This is a genomic window from Ruegeria sp. R13_0, assembly GCF_017743995.1.
Classification (GTDB): Bacteria; Pseudomonadota; Alphaproteobacteria; order Rhodobacterales; family Rhodobacteraceae; genus Ruegeria.
Map to the genome: position 1 here is coordinate 38,747 of NZ_JAGHRB010000003.1, position 18,212 is coordinate 56,958.

The following is an 18,212-nucleotide window of genomic DNA, read 5'->3' on the forward strand; positions in this document are numbered from 1 at the left end:
TAGCGCGCGCATGACGACACGACCATACCCGGATCGCGCCCAAACGACTTGCATTGCAGGGCGGTCGCGCGCACTCTGATCTCATGTTTTCGATTGAGCATGAATTCGACTCGACGGTGATCACTCTGGTGGATGAAGGCGACAAGCCTTTGAACGAGGACGTGGTCATCAACAGCTTCGCGGAATGTGTAACGTTGGAGCAATTTGACCCCCGCACCGGTGAGGTCCAGAAGATAACGCTGTCGCCTGAACAGGTGCGTGATCTGGCAGCCGCGCTAGACCTGCCCGAAGGCGTCTATCAGATTCGCGAAACGCAGGATTAAGGCCCTCGAAGCGCGCGCATGGACGGCGACACGCCGATGCCTTAGATATCCCAAATGTAGCCATTCAAACCCCTTTTCTGTAGGCCCCACTGTCCGGCCGGAAAAGACCCAGCGAACTTGCCCTGCCCCTTGAAACCCAAGCCGTGGCAACCAAAATACAAACCGCTGATGTAAAGGAAGTTAACATATGTCCCTGAAAAACCCCGCCGCGCTGGAATTTCTGCAGGCGCGCCGCTCTCGTCCGGCGAAAACGCTGATCGCACCGGCTCCGACGCGGGATGAGCTGGTGCCGCTGTTGACCGCAGCCGCACGCAGCCCTGATCATGGCAAGCTAGAGCCTTGGCGGTTCATTGTGTTGGAAAGAGGCGCCATGGCGCGTCTGGCCAGCCTGACCGAGGAATGCGGCACCGCTTTGGGCAAAAGCCCCGAAGACATCGCAAAGGCCCGCAGCCAGTTCGACTTGGGACATCTGGCCGTGGCCGTGATTGAGGTTCAGAAGCCTTCCGAAAAAATCCCCGCCATCGAACAGACCTATTCGGCGGGCGCGGTCTGTCTTGCGCTGTTGAACGCGGCATTGGCCGCAGGATGGGGCGCCAACTGGCTGTCCGGCTGGCAGACCCATGACCGTGTCTTCTGCCAGAAAGCATTTGGTCTCGCCGACAATGAAAGCGTCGCGGGCCTGATTCACATCGCCACCGAAGGCAGCGCCCCGCCCGAGCGCCCTCGGCCCGATGTTTTCGCCCTGACGGAATGGGTCGCGGAATGATCATCCTCAACGCGTTTTTTGCGGCGCTGGGTCAGATCGGAGACCCAAAATTCCGCTCGGTCCTGTTTCGAGGTATCGGGCTCACCATCCTGTTGTTGATCCTCGCCTGCGCGGGCGCGATCTGGTTCATCAATTCGCTATCCGGCAACGAGATTTCACTGCCTTTCGTCGGCACGGTTTCGTGGTTGAATGACGTGCTGAATTACTCGGGCATTTTTCTGGTGCTGGTGTTGCCGGTGTTCCTGATGGTGCCGGTCGCCTCGGCCATCACCTCAATCTTTCTCGAGGACGTGGCACAGGCCGTCGAGGACAAGCATTATCCAACCCTGCCCAAAGCCCCAAGGATACCGGTATCCGAGGCCATCATGGATGGGTTGGGCTTTTTGGGCGTTCTGATTGTGGCCAATATTCTTGCGCTGATCCTCTACGCGATCTTCCCACCCTTCGCGCCCTTCATTTTCTGGGCGATGAACGGTTTTCTGCTGGGGCGAGAGTATTTTACGCTGGCAGCGATGCGCCGCTTGGGTCGTGACGGGGCACGCAAGCTACGCGCCAAACACGTCACCACAATCTGGGCCGCAGGAACGCTGATGGCGATCCCGCTTTCCGTTCCTTTGGTGAACCTGGTGATCCCAATCCTCGGGGCGGCCACGTTCACCCATATCTATCACAAGCTTTCGGGAACCTGAGGTCAGCGCGGTTCCAGCTGGTTCAACCAGTCGAAGTCGCGCACAGAAATCGCGCCTGATAGGATGATCCCGGCGATGATCGCCCACAGAACGATCGAAATGCCGGTGGTGATCCACATCTTCTTTTTCATGTGATGCTCTTCCGGCGCACCCGCATGGGTGCCCGGAACGATATCCCCCAGATCGCCCTGCGTCTTGATACGAATAGGCAGAACGATCAGCAGCGTCATGAACCAAATGACAGCAAACAGAACCAAAGCGGCAGTGATAGTCATGTCAGGCCCTCCGGGCTGGTGTTAGACCTGCTCCAACTCGACCAGGCAACCGTTGAAGTCTTTGGGGTGCAGGAACAGCACCGGTTTGCCATGGGCACCGATCTTGGGTTCACCCGAGCCTAGCACACGCGCGCCGGTTTCTTTCAGGTGGTCACGCGCGGCGATGATATCGTCGACCTCGTAGCAGACGTGGTGGATACCTCCGGCGGGGTTCTTTTCCAGAAACCCGTTGATCGGGCTGTTATCACCCAGCGGGTACAGAAGCTCGATCTTCGTGTTGGGCAGTTCGATGAAGACAACCGTCACACCATGATCGGGTTCATCCTGAGGCGCGCCCACCTTGGCGCCCAGCGCATTGCGGTATTGATCCGATGCGGCCTCAAGGTCCGGAACGGCGATGGCAACGTGGTTCAGGCGTCCAATCATGATAGTCTCCTCTGTCCTGCGTTGCTTGGGTTATGGGGGCTGCCCGGTCAAAGAACAAGTGCGCCAAATTGCCCGTTAACCCTGTGTTAGCCAGAAGTTCCTAGCGTGAGGCATCTGCTGGATAGGAGAGCTGCCATGGACGATTCGGGACCATTGACCACCATTGCCACACCCACCGCGACCCGGCCGTTGCGGGGACAGACCATTCTGGTTGTCGAAGACAGCCGATACTCTTGCGACGTGATCCGCCTGATGTGCCTGCACAGTGGCGCGCGCATCCGGCGCGCAGATTGCCTGAAATCGGCACGGCGTCACCTGCAGATCTATCGCCCCTCGATCGTCGTCGTGGATATGGGGCTGCCGGATGGCTCGGGCGCCGATCTGATTGCCGAACTGACGCAGGCCACCCCTCGGATCGGCGTAATCCTTGGCATGTCCGGCGAAGACTGCACCCGTGAACAGGCGATGCAGGCTGGTGCAGATGGATTTCTGGATAAACCAATCAAATCCATGGCCTTCTTTCAAAGAACCATTCTCGAGCTGCTGCCCGAAGAACGCCGCCCCAGCGAGCTGCACGCGGTCCGGGATGAGCAGATCCATCCCGACCCCCTCGCCTATCAGGACGACATGGCCCATATCGCCGATGTGCTGGCCAGTCCGAATGATCACCGCACGCTGGATTATGCAGCCCAGTTTCTCGGCAGCGTCGCGCGTGAGGCCAATGATCTGGTCTTGATCAAGGCGGCAAAGGACCTTGCAGCTTCGCGCTCCGAGGGCACGCCGATCACAGCGCGCGCCGCGCAAGTTGCCGGGATTGTTCAAGACAGATTGCAGCAGAAAGAGGCTATCTGAATTGATCACCGCCTATTTCATCACCGCATCTTTGTTGTGTTTGTGGATGTACCGACAGGCCCGCAACTCGGCTCAGGCCATCCGGGCGAAACGGGTCGGGGTGGCCAATCCTCTGGACTAAAGCGTGGCAGGGTATTCGTGTCACAGGTTTAACCCGAAGCGATCTAGGCCAGGTTTGCCTGACGCGCTGAGCGACGCCAACGTCCCGAGAAGGTCACTGGCATATCAGGGGATTGAGGTGGCGAGACAGAACCGAAATACAAACGCAGTCTTGCCCCAATGATCGGCGCGATCAGGTGAAACGAAGCAATTGCTTGGTTTCGCCCACTCAAACGCAAACCGCCCGCTAAAAGCGGGCGGCTGTTTCTTTAATCCTGCGGGATAATGCGAAGCCCCAGCTCCATCAATTGATCCGAGCTTGGATCGGACGGCGCATCCATCATCAAATCTTCGGCGCGTTGGTTCATCGGGAACATCATGACCTCGCGAATGTTGGCTTCATCCGCCAGTAGCATCACGATCCGGTCGATGCCCGCAGCACAGCCACCGTGCGGCGGCGCGCCATAGTGGAACGCGTTGAACAGGGCCCCAAAGCGGGATTTGACCTCATCCGCGCCATAGCCTGCCAGTTCAAAGGCTTTCAGCATGATTTCCGGTTTGTGGTTCCGGATCGCGCCCGAAACCAGCTCATACCCGTTACAAGCCAGATCGTACTGATAACCGCGCACGTCCAGCGGATTGCCGTTCAGCGCCTCTATACCGCCTTGCGGCATCGAGAACGGGTTGTGTTCAAAGTCGATCGCGCCGGTTTCTTCGTCCTGCTCGTAGATCGGGAAATCCACGATCCAGGCAAAGGCGAAACGATCTTTCTCGGTCAGGCCAAGTTCCTCACCGATCACATCACGCGCCTTGCCGGCGACCTTTTCAAAAGCTTTCGGCTTGCCACCCAGGAAGAACGCGGCATCGCCGATACCCAGACCCAGTTGCTGACGGATCGCCTCGGTCCGTTCGGCGCCGATGTTCTTGGCCAACGGGCCAGCGGCCTCCATTCCTTCGCCCTGATCGCGCCAGAAGATGTAACCCATCCCCGGCAGACCCTCTTTCTGGGCGAACGCATTCATACGGTCACAGAACTTGCGGCTACCGCCAGTCGGCGCTGGGATGGCGCGAATCTCGGTGCCTTCCTGCTCCAACAGCTTCGCGAAAATCGCGAAGCCAGACCCGCGGAAGTGGTCGGAGACCACTTGCATTTTAATAGGGTTCCGAAGGTCGGGCTTGTCGCTTCCATACCAAAGCGCCGCGTCCTTGTAGGAAATCTGCGGCCAGTCCTGATCAACCTTGCGGCCGCCACCAAACTCTTCAAACACGCCAGCCAGAACGGGCTGAATCGTGTCGAACACGTCCTGCTGTTCAACAAAGGACATTTCGAGGTCGAGCTGGTAGAAATCCGTCGGCGAACGATCTGCGCGCGGGTCTTCGTCACGGAAGCACGGCGCGATCTGGAAATACTTATCAAAGCCCGACACCATGATCAGCTGTTTGAACTGCTGCGGGGCCTGCGGCAGCGCGTAGAATTTGCCCGGGTGCAGACGCGAGGGCACAAGGAAGTCGCGCGCGCCTTCGGGCGACGAGGCGGTGATGATCGGCGTCTGATACTCGCGGAAGCCCTGATCCCACATGCGGCGACGCATCGAGGCCACAACGTCCGAACGCAGGGTCATGTTCTGTTGCATCGCCTCGCGGCGCAGGTCGAGGTAGCGATAGCGCAGGCGGGTTTCCTCGGGGTATTCCTGATCGCCGAACACCATAAGCGGCAGCTCGTCGGCGGCGCCCAGAACCTCTAGCTCGCGCACGTAAACTTCGATCTCGCCGGTGGGCAGTTTCGGGTTCACAAGATCGGCATCACGCGCTTTTACAGTGCCGTCGATGCGGATACACCATTCCGAGCGCACTTTCTCTAGCTCGGCAAAAGCCGCGCTGTCGCCGTCGCACAGAACTTGTGTCACTCCGAAATGGTCGCGCAGATCGATGAACAGCACACCGCCGTGATCTCGGACACGATGCACCCAACCGGACAGGCGGACGGTTTCACCGACATTGGCGGCGGTCAGAGCGGCGCAGGTGTGGCTGCGATAGGCGTGCATGGAATATCCCTTCGGGCGCAGAATTCGTCGCGCCGATACACCCTGTCAGGCTTGGAAAGTCAAGGCGGGTCGCGCCGTCAAAACGGCCTTTGAACGTTGCCGGAATAGAAATACACGCCCAGACCCACGGCAAAGATGATATTCCCCGCAATCGCGTGCAGCAGCACCGCATAGAAGAAGGACCCTCGTTTGCGATAGGCCCAGCTAAACAGCAGGCCGCCAACAAAAGTCATGACGGCGACGATCCAGCTCCAGTACATCAGATGGGCGAAGGAAAAGATGGCCGCGTTCAGGAGGTCGGCCTTGCGGCCGTCTGGCAGGATGCCATGGTAGCGGCGATAAAACAGCGGGCGGAACAACAGCTCTTGCGGAAGAGCAGACACAAGCGGATAGGCGACCCAGATGAAGGCCAGCATATCGGGCCGATGGGTCACGAGGAAAAAGGCGGCATCCGGGCGGGTTAGGTAGATCAACGCGGTGCAGAACAGGGCGGTAACTGTCGTGAACGCAACCAGTTCACGGATCGACCAGTTTGCCCAATTGTAGCGAAGCTCAGCCCATTGGAAGCCCGGTGTAACGTGCAAAAGGGCGATGCCCAACCCGGTGAACGCGAACAAGGCCGGGAACATCCAGTTGGGCGGGAACAGGACAGCGATCAGCAGCGGGGCGGCAATGAAGAACGCACCGAATTCCAGCCGCAGGCGTCCTATCGCCACTGGGCGGTGGTCCAACGCACTGTCGTTGCTCATAGTACCACCAGGTTTGCGGGGATCAGGCCGCGCAGAGAGTTGCCCATATATATCGCCTTTGCGGATTTCAGATCGTTTAAGTTCAGCACTGCCTCGGCCCAGTCTTCTTCCAACATTTCTTCGCGAAGAATGCCAGGCAAAAGACCGCTAGACACAGGAGGCGTAAGCCTGCGCCCGTCCGGCATTTCAACGAATAGATTGGTGATGGTTCCTTCGCACAGCTCCTCCCGTTCGTTGAGGAACAGCAGCTCGTCAACGTCATCCGGCAAGGAGGCTCGGGCAGAATCGTAGACAGCGCGGCGCGTCGTTTTGTGCTGCAACCAGAAGTCGTCCGAGTTCAGCCGGGTCTGGGGTATCACCAACCGCCAGACCTCAGGGTTGCGAGCCAAAGCGGCGGCGGTCAGGTCAAAGCCTCCGTAGACGTCCATGGTCAACCGACACCGCAAAGAGGTATCGCTGGTAACGTCGGACAATATCGCAAGCGCCGCATTGCGGTCGAAGGACAGCGACAAAGCCTTTGCCGTGCGCGCCATACGGTCAAGGTGCCTGTCACGCCGCAAGAAACCCTGATCAGGGTGAAAACCCAGCGTTTCGATCAGGCGGAAATCAGGCTCAACTGGTGGGCGAAGCGGGCTTTCCATAGGGCTTCCTCGTATTCAGATGGGGCTGTGCTGTCCCAAACCACGCCGCCGCCGACGTTCAGCGTGGCCTTTCCGTCCTCCACCATCAGCGTGCGGATGGCGACGTTGAACTCCGACCGGCCATCCGGCGCGGCCCAACCGATCGTTCCGCAATAGATATCACGCGCCCAGGGCTCAAGCTCGGAGAGGATCTCCATCGCGCGGATCTTGGGTGCTCCGGTGATCGAACCACAGGGGAACAGGGCCGTCATGATGTCGGACAACCCGGCCCCGACCTGCAGCTGCGCCCGCACCAGCGAAACCATCTGATGCACCGTGGCATAGGTTTCGACCTTGAACAGCTCGGGCACGTGAACAGAACCGGGCAGCGCCACGCGGCTGATATCGTTGCGCAGCAGGTCAACGATCATCAGGTTCTCGGCCCGGTTTTTCTCATCCGACGACAGGAAATTGCGACGGCGGGCATCTTCCGCCATGTCTTCGCTGCGCGGCTGGGTGCCCTTCATGGGCCGCGTTTCGATTCGACCGGTTTCATCTGTGCGGAAGAACAGTTCGGGCGAGCGGCTGAGAAGGTCCGGCAGACCGTCCTGTTGAACAAGCGCTCCGTGGCCGACCGGCTGGCCGGATGTCAGCGCCGCGTAGAGCGCCGCGCTTTCCCCATCCACCTTCAGATCAATCGGGAAGGTCAGGTTCGCCTGATAGATATCCCCTGCCCCGATGGCATCATGCACTGCCTGAAAGGCCTGAGCGTAGCGGGTCTCACCCCAACGCGGCTGAAACGCGGAAACGCCGCCTTCGGCTTTGGGCAACACGCTTTGGTCCGGTTCGTCATAGACGCCGAAACACAGCAGCGGCAGTTTGCGGTCGCTCGGCAGCAGGCCAAGTAGCCGAGGTTCCAACACATAGCCCAGTTCATAACTGGCGTAACCGGCCAGCCAGCTGCCCGCCGCGCGCGCGTCATCGAGGGCCGCCAACGCCTGTGGCACCTCGTCCGCGGCATCCGCCCGGATGATGTGGGATGGCCGGTCGAACCGGGTTCCCGGACCGGCAGGTCCCTGATCAAAACGAATACGCAAGTGCATCCTCATAAGCCGTGATGCGCGATATAGAGAATACTCTGCCAAGGGAAAGGGGGGAAAGCGGCAATTTCACCTCTGTTCCCGATACCTCTTGCACCTTTTCGCGCGGTCCCTATAACGCAGGACAATTTGGGCGCTGGGGCGGTGCCCTGACTCGCTGACAATCGAAGGAACAAGGCCATGCCGAGAAGAACCGACATCCAGTCGATCATGATCATTGGGGCGGGCCCCATTGTTATCGGACAAGCCTGCGAATTTGACTATTCCGGCGCTCAGGCTTGTAAGGCGCTGCGCGAGGAAGGGTACCGGGTCATTCTGGTGAACTCGAACCCCGCGACGATCATGACCGATCCGGGTCTGGCCGATGCAACTTATATTGAGCCGATCACCCCCGAAGTGGTCGCCAAGATCATCGAGAAAGAGCGCCCCGATGCCCTCCTGCCCACCATGGGTGGTCAAACCGGCCTGAACACCTCGCTCGCGTTGGAAGAGATGGGTGTGCTGGACAAGTTCGGCGTCGAGATGATCGGCGCCAAGCGCGACGCCATCGAAATGGCCGAAGACCGCGCCCTGTTCCGCGAGGCAATGGACCGTCTGGGCCTTGAGAACCCCAAAGCCACCATCGTGACCGCCCCTAAGCGAGAAGATGGCTCCACCGATTTGGACGCGGGTGTGCAAATCGCACTGGATGAGCTGGAAGAGATTGGCCTTCCCGCCATCATCCGCCCTGCGTTTACACTAGGCGGTACAGGCGGTGGTGTGGCCTATAACCGTGAGGACTACATCCATTTCTGCCGCTCGGGCATGGATGCCTCGCCGGTTAATCAGATCCTCGTAGATGAAAGCCTGCTGGGCTGGAAAGAATACGAGATGGAGGTGGTGCGTGACACTGCCGACAACGCCATCATCGTCTGTTCCATCGAAAACGTCGATCCGATGGGCGTACACACCGGTGACTCGATCACCGTCGCCCCGGCCCTGACGCTGACAGACAAAGAATACCAGATCATGCGCAACGGCTCGATCGCTGTTCTGCGTGAGATCGGGGTCGAGACCGGCGGATCGAACGTACAATGGGCGATCAATCCCGATGATGGCCGTATGGTCGTGATCGAGATGAACCCGCGCGTATCGCGGTCCTCGGCGCTTGCGTCCAAAGCGACCGGTTTCCCGATTGCCAAGATCGCCGCAAAACTGGCCGTGGGCTACACGTTGGATGAGCTGGACAACGACATCACCAAGGTCACCCCAGCTTCGTTCGAGCCGACCATTGACTATGTCGTCACCAAGATCCCGAAATTCGCCTTCGAGAAATTCCCGGGCTCCGAGCCCTACTTGACCACCGCGATGAAGTCAGTGGGCGAGGCCATGTCCATCGGTCGCACGATCCACGAATCGATGCAGAAGGCGCTGGCCTCAATGGAATCGGGCCTCACCGGCTTTGATGAGATCGAAATCCCCGGCCTGAATGTCGGTGTCTGGGACGAAGCGGACGACAAGGCTGCCGTTATCAAAGCAATCAGCCAGCAGACTCCCGACCGCCTGCGCACCATCGCGCAGGCCATGCGTCATGGTCTTTCCGATGATGAGATTTTCGGCGTTACCAAATTCGACCCTTGGTTCCTGGCCCGCATCCGCGAGATCATCGAGGCCGAGCGTCAGGTGCGCAAAGACGGCCTGCCGGTCACCGAGGACGGCATCCGCAAGCTAAAAATGCTGGGCTTCACCGACGCACGTCTGGGCAACCTGACTGGCCGTGACGAAGACAACGTCCGCCGCGCCCGCCGCAATCTGGGCGTAAAGGCCGTGTTCAAACGCATTGACACCTGCGCCGCCGAATTCGAAGCGCAGACACCTTATATGTACTCGACCTACGAAGCTCCGATGATGGGTGAGGTCGAATGCGAGGCGCGCCCGAGTGACCGCAAAAAGGTCGTCATCCTCGGCGGTGGTCCGAACCGGATCGGTCAGGGCATCGAGTTCGACTATTGCTGCTGCCACGCATGCTTCGCGCTGACCGATGCGGGTTATGAGACCATCATGGTCAACTGCAACCCTGAGACGGTCTCGACCGACTATGACACTTCGGACCGTCTGTACTTCGAGCCGCTGACTTTTGAGCACGTCATGGAAATCCTGACGAAAGAGCAGGAAAACGGCACGCTGCACGGCGTCATCGTCCAGTTCGGCGGCCAGACTCCATTGAAACTGGCCAACGCGCTTGAGGCCGAAGGCATTCCGATCCTCGGCACCACGCCCGACGCGATCGACCTAGCTGAAGACCGTGAACGCTTCCAGGCGCTAGTCAACGAGCTAGGCCTGAAGCAGCCGAAAAACGGCATCGCTTCGACCGATGAACAGGCGCTTGAAATCGCCGAAGAGATCGGCTTCCCGCTGGTGATCCGCCCCTCCTACGTTCTGGGCGGCCGCGCGATGGAGATCGTGCGCGATATGGATCAGCTGCGGCGCTACATCAACGAGGCCGTTGTGGTCTCAGGCGACAGCCCTGTTCTGCTGGACAGCTATCTGGCCGGTGCGGTGGAACTGGACGTCGATGCTCTGTGCGATGGCACTGACGTTCACGTTGCAGGCATCATGCAGCATATCGAAGAGGCAGGCGTTCACTCGGGCGACTCGGCCTGTTCGCTGCCGCCCTATTCGCTTTCGAAAGAGATCATCGAGCAGATCAAGGAACAGGCATTCAAACTGGCCAAAGCGTTGAACGTGGTCGGCTTGATGAACGTTCAGTTCGCGATCAAGGATGATGAAATCTACCTGATCGAAGTAAACCCGCGCGCCTCGCGTACCGTCCCCTTCGTCGCCAAAGCCACCGACAGCGCGATTGCGTCCATCGCCGCGCGTGTCATGGCGGGTGAGAAACTGGCGGACTTCCCTAAACGCCCGCCCTACAAAACAGTCGACGACAGCAAGATCGCCGACCAGATGACACTGGCCGACCCGGACATGCCGTGGTTCTCGGTGAAAGAGGCCGTGCTGCCCTTCGCCCGCTTCCCCGGTGTCGACACCATTCTGGGCCCGGAAATGCGCTCGACCGGTGAGGTCATGGGCTGGGATCGCGACTTCCCGCGTGCCTTCCTGAAAGCCCAAATCGGCGCTGGCATGGTGCTGCCCTCGGCGGGCCGTGCGTTCATCTCAATCAAGGATACCGACAAAGGGCCGGACATGTTGGAGGCCGCGCGCGTTCTGGTCGATCAGGGCTTTGAACTGGTCGCTACACGCGGCACGCAAACCTGGTTGGACGCGCAGGGCGTACCTTGCGAAGTGGTCAACAAGGTCTATGAGGGACGCCCCGATGTGACTGACCTGATGAAAGACGGCGGTGTTCAGCTGGTGATGAACTCGACCGAAGGCGCACAGGCGGTGGAAGACAGCCGATCGATCCGTTCAATCGCTCTTTATGACAAGATCCCCTATTTCACCACCGCCGCCGCCAGCCACGCAGCAGCGTTGGCGATCAAGGCACAGGCCGAAGGTGATGTTGAGGTGAAATCGCTGCAGGGCTGACCCGCAGCACAAGGAAAAAAGCAAAACCCCCGGTCGTTGACCGGGGGTTTTTCATTTAAGCAGCAACCGCTTGCCGTTTCTCATCTCGCTGGAAGAACAGCAGGTAGAAGACCGGGGCCGCGACCATGGTCAGGACCGTGGCAAAAGCCAACCCGCCCATGATGGTGACCGCCATCGAGACAAAGAACGCGTCGGTCAGCAGTGGGGCCATCCCAAGGATCGTTGTAATCGCTGCCAGCATCACCGGCCGTAGACGCGAGACGGATGCTTCGATGATCGACTCTTGCAGGGGTTTGCCCGTCGCGCGGACCAGGTCAATCTCTTCGACCAGAACGATGCCGTTCTTGATCAGCATCCCCGACAGGCTGAGCAGACCTAGTAGCGCCGTAAAGGTGAACGGCAGTCCGGTGCCCAGCAAACCGATCACCACGCCGTTCACGGACATGGGCACCAACAGCCAGATGATCACCGGTTGGCGGATCGCATTGAACAGCAACACCGAGATCAGCACCATGATCAGCAGGCTCAGCGGCAATTGCCTGCCAAGGCTTTCCTGGGCATCGCCCGAGTCTTCAAACTCTCCACCCCATTCCATACGATAGCCGGGTGGCAGATCCATCTCTTCGATCGTTGCCCGCAGCTCGGAATGCACCTGCGCTGCGGTCACATCCGGCGGGATATCTGCGCCAACGGTGATGGTAAGCACCCGGTTGCGCCGGTGGACCTCGGTGTTGAGCAACTGGTACTCGAACCCATCCACCATCTGCTCGATGGGCACGAATTGGCCTGACTGATCGGAATATACGACCTGATCGACGATCGAATAGTCACCCTCTGCAGGGCGGCGCAGAATAATCGGGATCAGGCGGTCGCGCTCACGCAGGACGCCTCCGGTGATGCCATCGGTCGAGAATTGCAGCGTGGCCGCAATATCTTCACGCGAAACACCGGCTGTCTGCGCGCGTTCGGTTGCGTAAATCGGTTGCACCGCCAGCTCTTTTTCGCGCCAGTCATGATGGATGTTCAGCGCGTTCGGCGTGGCAGCGGCCATACGTTGAACCGCTTCGTCCGCCAACTGCCGCAGCACGGCTGGGTCGCTACCCGAGAAGCGGGCTTGGATCGGGGTGCCTCCACCCGGACCAAAAACCAGACGTTTGGTACGAAACTCGCTTTCAGGGAACTGAGCCACCCCAAAGGCTTCAAGCTCGGCCTGCAGCGTTGGGATATCCTCGAGCGTTTCCGTCCTAATGATCATATGACCGTAGCTTGGGTTCGGGTCCTCCGCGCTGTAGGTCAGCATGAAACGGGTCGCGCCTTGCCCGACAAACGTGGTGACAGACACCACATCATCACGTTCCGCCAGCCAATCCTCAACCACGGCCATATCCGCAGAGGTACGCGAGATTGGGGTGCCCTGAGGCAGTTTGTAGTGGACAAAGAACAGCGGCGTATTCGAGTCCGGGAAGAACTGCTGCTTCATCAGGCCAAAGCCCGCATAACAGGCCACCGTCACAGCGATCAGCCCGGCCACAACGAGCCAGCGGAACCGCAACGCCCAGCGCAGGATCGCGCCGTAAACGCGGAACAGAAGGCTGCCATAGGCGTCAACCTCACCCTCTTTTCCCTGCTTGAAGAAGTAGTGCGCCAACATTGGGGTTACGGTGATTGCCAGAACCCAGCTGAGCAGCAACGAGATCCCGATAACTGCAAAGAGCGAGAACAGAAACTCTCCGGTCGCGTCGGGGCTGAGACCGATGCCCGCAAAGGCCATGATGCCGATGACAGTCGCGCCCAGTAGCGGGATCTGCGTTTTTGAAGCCACCTCATCCGCCGCATCGCGCGAGGACTTGCCGCGCAGCATCGCGATCTGCATGCCCTCGGCCACCACGATGGCATTGTCCACCAACATCCCCATCGCAATGATCAGGGCACCCAGCGAAATGCGCTCCATCTCAATCGAGAAAAGCGCCATAAACAGCAGCGTGCCAACCACGGTCAGCAGCAGTGTCGACCCGACCACAATGGCGGCGCGCCATCCCATGAAAATGCCCAAAACAGCGACCACGATGATCACCGACATGGCGAGGTTCACAAGAAAGTCGTTCGAGGCTTGCTCGACCACCACATGCTGCTGGTAGATGGGCAGAATTTCCACGCCAAAAGGGATTTGCGTATCCAGTTCCGCAAATTTGGCATCCGCGCGTTTGCCGACTTCGACGATGTTCTCGGCGGCCAACCCGGCAATGCCCAGCGTAAAAGCCTCGGTCCCATCGAAACGGATCATGATATCCGGGTCGGTCTGACGGGCGCGGTAAACGTTGGACATGTCAAACAGGTTGATGACCTGCCCTTGCGAGCCGACCGATAATCCGGCGATAGCCGATACACTATCCGAGCCTTCGGCTGTCAGAATGGTGGTGCGGTCGTTCTCGGACCGAACCGAGCCGGAGGAGTTGACCGAATCCGCGTTGGCAATTGCCTCGTTGATGGCTTGGATGGGGACATTCTGGTTCACCGAGATGGACAGATCCGGTTCGATGAAGATCGCCTCTTGCGGCAAGCCCTGAACCTCGACATCGGCCACGCCGTCGACCGTTAACAGCTCACGCCGCAGAAACGTCGCCAATTCGTGCTTTTCGGCGTCCGAGAACCCTTCGGCCGTGACGGCGTAGAACAAGCCGAACACGTCGCCGAAACCGTCATTGACGAAGGGCTGGTTCACGCCGGATGGCAGGCCCCGCGCCGCATCGCGCACTTTGGCCCGCAGGCGGGTCCAGATGGCGGGCAATTCGCTGCCGTCATAGGTGGATTTGATCTCAACCTCGATTAAGGACCGCCCCGGCTGATTCAACGAGGTGATCGTATCCACTTCGCCCATTTGCTGGATCGCCGATTCCAGAGGCTCAGAGACTTCCAGCGCCACCTGCTCGGCTGTGGCACCGGGGTATTGCGTGACGATGACCGCGTTTTTGATTGTAAAAGCCGGGTCTTCCAGACGGCCCAGGGAAAGGAAGCCCCATATGCCGCCAAACAGGGCGATCAGGATGATCAGCCACGTGTAAAGCGGTCGGTCGATAGATGCGCGCGCAATTCTCATCAGCCCGCCCCTTAGTTCGAGAAGCCGGTGAAACGGCGCGCGCTCTGGCCGTCCGTCAACGCCGAACCACCCGCGACAACAATCTCATCGCCGTCTGACAAGCCGGTCAAAACACGGACTTCTCCGGTCTGCGTTGGTTCGATGGTTACGGGTGCAAGGCGTACCGTGCCCTCATCTGCGCCAGCCGGAGAAAAGACCATCACGCCCAGCGCGCCATCCGCGCCAGCGACGATGGCTGACGCCGGCAGAACGATCCCCGTGCGGCCATCCCGGACATGCACGTTCACCGACACGGACGAGCCGGGCAGAATCTGCAGCCCCTCAGGTGGGGTCAGGCCGAACTGAATGCGGAAAGTTTGTCCCACGCTTGAGGTCTCGGCGTCGAACTCACGGATTTCCAGCGGGAAAACTTCGTCGCTGACAGGAAATTTGGCCGTGATTGTGATGTCATCCTGCTGACCCGAGCGTTGGAACAGGATCTCGGGGACGTCCACCTCGATCCGCAGTTCCGACATGTCGTGGATGCGCACGATCGGTGTTCCCGCCGAGACGGTGGTAAAGGCCTCAACTGCGCGGCTTGACACGAGCGCGTCGAACGGGGCTGTCAGTGTTGCGTGTTCCAGCTCGTATTCCGCGTCGCGCAGGGCAATCGCGGCCAGCTGCGCCTCGGTGTCGGCATCATCGACCGCCACCTGGCTGGCCGTGGTGCCGCGCAACCGCGACAGACGCGCAACCGTGCGGTCGGCCTGTTCTTTTTGCAACCGGGCGCGATCTAGCCTGAGTTCGAACGGTTCCTGATCCAGACGGGCAATCAGACCGTCTTTCGGTATGACGAACCCTTCGGTGACGGGCATCTCAACAATCTGCCCTGGAACCTGAAAGGCCAGATCAACGGTCTGGCGCGCCGCAACACGACCGAAGAACTGGCGCGTGAAGCCCGGCGCCGTTTCCTGTACCTGCATCAATTTGACCGGTTTCGCGGTCTCTTGCGCGACAAGCGGCGTCGCCAAAACGGCCAAAAGAAGGCCCAAAGAAGTCAGCTGTTTCATTTCTTCAATCCCTCGGGAATTCCCGTTTTCAGTACGTTGTCACGAATCTTGCTTGCCATCCGGGCAAACTCGGCTGTTTCATCTGCGTTCAGGCCAGAGGCCTTGTGAAACAGGTCTCCGGCGGCTGAAACAAGCATATCACGCGCGCCCTTGCCTTGCTCGGTCAGCACCAGCAACCAGGCGCGGCGATCGCTGGGATCGCGCTGGCGTGCCAGATAGCCGGCTTGTTCCAGAGCATCTGCAGTGGCCGTGATGGTGGATGGCACGCTGAGCATATCGGCTGCCAGAACACCCATTCGCTTGGGTTCATCCAGCTTGATCAGCATATGGCATTCCGGGTGGCTCAGGTCTGTTTCGATGGTGTCGAAGGTCTCTTCGAGTTTCCAGTAAAGGGCATAGACGCCCATGATGGCCTGAATTTCAGGGCTCAGGCGGCCAAGCCTGTCGCTGATACTGTCTGACATTGAAGAGACTCCGAGACGTCGTTGCGGGTCATATACTTCAAATTATGAACTATTCAATAACTGAAGCGGAGAATCATCCTCGGGCCTAGTTTCCCTCGGGTAACCAAGACTTGATCAAATGCCTCTGTGACTGCATTTTGAGCAAACCCAAAACGTTCAGGACTTGCCATGTATATCCCTGCTATCACCGGTACAGGCGTTTTCACGCCCGAAAACGTCATCACCAATGCCGAGCTGGTGCAGGCCTTCAACGCCTATGCCGACAAGGTGAATGCAGAGAACGCGGCGGCCATCGAAGCCGGACAGATGGAACCGATGCAGCATTCCTCCGAGGAGTTCATCGTCAAGGCGTCAGGCATCGAAAACCGCTATGTGATGGATAAATCCGGCGTGTTGGACCCCGACACAATGTACCCTGCTTTGCGCCAGCGCAGCGATGACGAGTCGGGGATCATGACCGAAATGGCGGTGGATGCCTGCAACAAAGCTCTGGCGCAGGCTGGTCGGACAGCGGCAGATGTCGATCTGGTGATCTGCGCGGCCTCAAACCACGAACGCGCCTACCCGGCCATTGCGATCGAGATACAGCAGGCTCTGGGCATCAATGGCTTTGGGTTTGACATGAATGTCGCCTGTTCCTCGGCCACGTTTGGCATTCAGGCGGCGGCGGATATGGTGCGGTCGGGTTCGGTTCGGTCCGCATTGGTGGTGAACCCCGAGATCTGCTCGGGCCATCTGGAATGGCGCGACCGGGATTGCCATTTCATCTTCGGCGATGTGGCCACGGCCACCTTGATCGAACGCATCGAAGACGCGCAAGGCCCGCATTTTGAGGTCCTGTCGACCCGCTGCGCCACCAGCTTCTCGAACAATATCCGCAACAATAACGGTTTTCTGCGCCGCTCGCGCCCTGATGGGATGATCGACCGGCGCGACATGCAGTTCATGCAGAACGGGCGCAAGGTCTTCAAGGAAGTCCTGCCCATGGTCAGCCAACACATCAGCGACCACATGGAGGCCGAAGGCATCGGCAGCGACGACCTGACACGCCTGTGGCTGCATCAGGCCAACAAGACCATGAACGATTTCATCGGCAAGAAGGTCCTTGGACGCGTGCCCGAAGCGGGTGAGCAACCCAACATCCTGCAGGACTATGCCAACACGTCTTCGGCCGGATCGATTATCGCCTTCTCCAAATACTCCGACGATCTTGAGGATGGGGATATCGGGCTGATCTGCTCGTTCGGAGCGGGCTATTCGGTTGGGTCCGTTATCGTGAAACGGAAATCCTGATACTGGATTGAACCAGCCGCCAGGTGGCGGGGCAATCAGCGCGTTCTTAAAACGACCGCCCAAACGCGACAGCTCTTAACTGACGCTTTCCTCTTCGAGATGCAGTTTCATCTCAATCAGAACCTGCTGCAAAAGGCTGGTTTCCTTCAGCAGGCGCTTGGCTTCGTTGACGGTAATGATCCCGTCTTCGATGGCCGCCTGATACTCGGTCATCAGCATGGCAAACCGCTGGCTCAGGGCGATGACATCCGCGTTTACACCACCTGTACGCGGAGAATCCGTGTTGCGATCCCCGTAAGACAGGGTGATGTTCTTCAGGTCCGCCAGTGCCGAGGTCACATGCGGATAGTTGGCCGCATTCTCTAGCCGCGCCACCGCGTCAACCGGCATGAACCGATCCGCGTGTTCCGAATTATCCGAATAGTAGCGGCCGAGCGTTGCCTTGGATTTGCCCGTGATCTCGCACGCGGCTTCGATCCCGACATCTTTCACCAAGGCTTCGGTGTGTTTCTTAAGATAGGCCCCGATATCTGCCATAGTTCTACCTTTGCTACCTGCACGCGCCGCCCCTTCTGTCCGTTTTGGGGGAAAGCACAGGGAAATTTCCCATAACCGAGTCATAATTGAAATGCCATAAATTGACTATCCCTCAGATATGCGAGGGTTTTGTGAGTGAGTGGCGGCCGTTCAGTGCCGGTAATGAGTAATCGTGAGGCAATATTGTTCAGCCTCACTTCGTTTTGGTCACATGTTGACCGATGGCGTCGCTGTTGCATGTGCAAGGTTCCATCCCCAAAGAGCATCTGCTCGGCCTCTGCAATGGTAACGGCGACGTCGCTT

General features: G+C 59.1%; 16 protein-coding genes. 6 read left to right on the top strand and 10 right to left on the bottom strand.

Annotation, left to right across the window (positions count from 1 at the left end; genetic code table 11):
- The first annotated feature begins 83 nt into the window (after positions 1–83).
- From J7394_RS04560 to J7394_RS04570, 3 genes are all read left to right on the top strand, one after another.
- Positions 84–323, top strand: a complete 240-nt coding sequence (locus J7394_RS04560) for a hypothetical protein (RefSeq protein ID WP_170460576.1) — start codon at positions 84–86, stop codon at positions 321–323.
- Positions 324–510: 187 nt separating this feature from the next.
- Complete coding sequence (locus J7394_RS04565) at positions 511–1,089, top strand: nitroreductase family protein (protein ID WP_209251294.1); 579 nt, start codon at positions 511–513, stop codon at positions 1,087–1,089.
- Positions 1,086–1,778 (top strand): EI24 domain-containing protein, encoded by a 693-nt coding sequence (locus J7394_RS04570; protein ID WP_209251296.1) that lies wholly within the window; start codon positions 1,086–1,088, stop codon positions 1,776–1,778. Before J7394_RS04565 ends, J7394_RS04570 begins: the two co-directional genes overlap by 4 nt.
- A gap of 2 nt (positions 1,779–1,780) precedes the next feature.
- Here J7394_RS04570 and J7394_RS04575 read toward each other — a convergent pair whose 3' ends face one another.
- Positions 1,781–2,053 carry a DUF1467 family protein gene (locus J7394_RS04575; protein ID WP_170374730.1) on the bottom strand — a complete coding sequence of 91 codons (273 nt, stop codon included), beginning with the start codon at positions 2,051–2,053 and terminating at the stop codon, positions 1,781–1,783.
- Between the two features lie 21 nt (positions 2,054–2,074).
- A complete protein-coding gene (gene mce, locus J7394_RS04580) occupies positions 2,075–2,479 on the bottom strand; it encodes a methylmalonyl-CoA epimerase (RefSeq protein WP_209251298.1) in 405 nt (134 codons plus the stop codon).
- Between the two features lie 135 nt (positions 2,480–2,614).
- Here mce and J7394_RS04585 point away from each other — a divergent pair, with 135 nt between their 5' ends.
- Entirely contained in the window at positions 2,615–3,331 is a 717-nt protein-coding gene (locus J7394_RS04585) for a response regulator (protein WP_209251300.1), read from the top strand.
- A gap of 368 nt (positions 3,332–3,699) precedes the next feature.
- Here J7394_RS04585 and aspS read toward each other — a convergent pair whose 3' ends face one another.
- From aspS to J7394_RS04605, 4 genes are all read right to left on the bottom strand, one after another.
- Positions 3,700–5,475 (bottom strand): aspartate--tRNA ligase, encoded by a 1,776-nt coding sequence (gene aspS / locus J7394_RS04590; protein WP_209251302.1) that lies wholly within the window; start codon positions 5,473–5,475, stop codon positions 3,700–3,702.
- 77 nt (positions 5,476–5,552) lie between these two features.
- Positions 5,553–6,224 (bottom strand): CPBP family intramembrane glutamic endopeptidase, encoded by a 672-nt coding sequence (locus tag J7394_RS04595; RefSeq protein WP_209251304.1) that lies wholly within the window; start codon positions 6,222–6,224, stop codon positions 5,553–5,555.
- Positions 6,221–6,865, bottom strand: a complete 645-nt coding sequence (locus J7394_RS04600) for an aminotransferase class IV family protein (protein ID WP_209251306.1) — start codon at positions 6,863–6,865, stop codon at positions 6,221–6,223. Before J7394_RS04600 ends, J7394_RS04595 begins: the two co-directional genes overlap by 4 nt.
- Positions 6,820–7,947, bottom strand: a complete 1,128-nt coding sequence (locus J7394_RS04605; RefSeq protein ID WP_209251307.1) for an aminodeoxychorismate synthase component I — start codon at positions 7,945–7,947, stop codon at positions 6,820–6,822. The genes J7394_RS04600 and J7394_RS04605 overlap by 46 nt, the downstream gene beginning before the upstream one ends.
- A gap of 177 nt (positions 7,948–8,124) precedes the next feature.
- On the opposite strand from J7394_RS04605, the gene carB reads away from it, so the two are divergent.
- Positions 8,125–11,469, top strand: a complete 3,345-nt coding sequence (gene carB, locus J7394_RS04610; protein ID WP_209251308.1) for a carbamoyl-phosphate synthase large subunit — start codon at positions 8,125–8,127, stop codon at positions 11,467–11,469.
- 55 nt (positions 11,470–11,524) lie between these two features.
- Here the strand turns inward: carB and J7394_RS04615 are convergent, their stop codons facing one another.
- The 3 genes from J7394_RS04615 to J7394_RS04625 are packed head-to-tail and all read right to left on the bottom strand — an operon-like array spanning position 11,525 to position 16,079.
- On the bottom strand, positions 11,525–14,566 hold the full coding sequence (locus tag J7394_RS04615; RefSeq protein WP_209251309.1) for an efflux RND transporter permease subunit: 3,042 nt from the start codon (positions 14,564–14,566) through the stop codon (positions 11,525–11,527).
- 11 nt (positions 14,567–14,577) lie between these two features.
- Positions 14,578–15,615 carry an efflux RND transporter periplasmic adaptor subunit gene (locus J7394_RS04620; RefSeq protein WP_209251310.1) on the bottom strand — a complete coding sequence of 346 codons (1,038 nt, stop codon included), beginning with the start codon at positions 15,613–15,615 and terminating at the stop codon, positions 14,578–14,580.
- Positions 15,612–16,079, bottom strand: coding sequence for a MarR family winged helix-turn-helix transcriptional regulator (locus tag J7394_RS04625; RefSeq protein WP_209251311.1), 468 nt, complete (start codon positions 16,077–16,079; stop codon positions 15,612–15,614). Before J7394_RS04625 ends, J7394_RS04620 begins: the two co-directional genes overlap by 4 nt.
- Before the next feature lie 168 nt (positions 16,080–16,247).
- On the opposite strand from J7394_RS04625, the gene J7394_RS04630 reads away from it, so the two are divergent.
- The gene (locus J7394_RS04630; RefSeq protein ID WP_209251312.1) at positions 16,248–17,372 is read left to right on the top strand and encodes a beta-ketoacyl-ACP synthase III; all 1,125 of its coding nucleotides are present in this window, start codon (positions 16,248–16,250) and stop codon (positions 17,370–17,372) included.
- A 75-nt stretch (positions 17,373–17,447) separates the two neighbouring features.
- Here J7394_RS04630 and J7394_RS04635 read toward each other — a convergent pair whose 3' ends face one another.
- Complete coding sequence (locus J7394_RS04635) at positions 17,448–17,909, bottom strand: hypothetical protein (RefSeq protein ID WP_170374695.1); 462 nt, start codon at positions 17,907–17,909, stop codon at positions 17,448–17,450.
- Positions 17,910–18,212: the final 303 nt, after the last annotated feature.

Excerpts from the sequence above, each read along its gene's own strand:
- J7394_RS04560 (WP_170460576.1), top strand. The coding sequence starts at position 84 with ATGTTTTCGATTGAGCATGAATTCGACTCGACGGTGATCACTCTGGTG.
- J7394_RS04575 (WP_170374730.1), bottom strand. The coding sequence starts at position 2,053 with ATGACTATCACTGCCGCTTTGGTTCTGTTTGCTGTCATTTGGTTCATG.
- J7394_RS04620 (WP_209251310.1), bottom strand. The coding sequence starts at position 15,615 with ATGAAACAGCTGACTTCTTTGGGCCTTCTTTTGGCCGTTTTGGCGACG.
- J7394_RS04600 (WP_209251306.1), bottom strand. The coding sequence starts at position 6,865 with ATGGAAAGCCCGCTTCGCCCACCAGTTGAGCCTGATTTCCGCCTGATC.
- J7394_RS04570 (WP_209251296.1), top strand. The coding sequence starts at position 1,086 with ATGATCATCCTCAACGCGTTTTTTGCGGCGCTGGGTCAGATCGGAGAC.
- aspS (WP_209251302.1), bottom strand. The coding sequence starts at position 5,475 with ATGCACGCCTATCGCAGCCACACCTGCGCCGCTCTGACCGCCGCCAAT.
- J7394_RS04625 (WP_209251311.1), bottom strand. The coding sequence starts at position 16,079 with ATGTCAGACAGTATCAGCGACAGGCTTGGCCGCCTGAGCCCTGAAATT.
- J7394_RS04630 (WP_209251312.1), top strand. The coding sequence starts at position 16,248 with ATGTATATCCCTGCTATCACCGGTACAGGCGTTTTCACGCCCGAAAAC.
- carB (WP_209251308.1), top strand. The coding sequence starts at position 8,125 with ATGCCGAGAAGAACCGACATCCAGTCGATCATGATCATTGGGGCGGGC.
- J7394_RS04565 (WP_209251294.1), top strand. The coding sequence starts at position 511 with ATGTCCCTGAAAAACCCCGCCGCGCTGGAATTTCTGCAGGCGCGCCGC.
- J7394_RS04635 (WP_170374695.1), bottom strand. The coding sequence starts at position 17,909 with ATGGCAGATATCGGGGCCTATCTTAAGAAACACACCGAAGCCTTGGTG.
- J7394_RS04585 (WP_209251300.1), top strand. The coding sequence starts at position 2,615 with ATGGACGATTCGGGACCATTGACCACCATTGCCACACCCACCGCGACC.
- J7394_RS04615 (WP_209251309.1), bottom strand. The coding sequence starts at position 14,566 with ATGAGAATTGCGCGCGCATCTATCGACCGACCGCTTTACACGTGGCTG.
- mce (WP_209251298.1), bottom strand. The coding sequence starts at position 2,479 with ATGATTGGACGCCTGAACCACGTTGCCATCGCCGTTCCGGACCTTGAG.
- J7394_RS04605 (WP_209251307.1), bottom strand. The coding sequence starts at position 7,947 with ATGCACTTGCGTATTCGTTTTGATCAGGGACCTGCCGGTCCGGGAACC.
- J7394_RS04595 (WP_209251304.1), bottom strand. The coding sequence starts at position 6,224 with ATGAGCAACGACAGTGCGTTGGACCACCGCCCAGTGGCGATAGGACGC.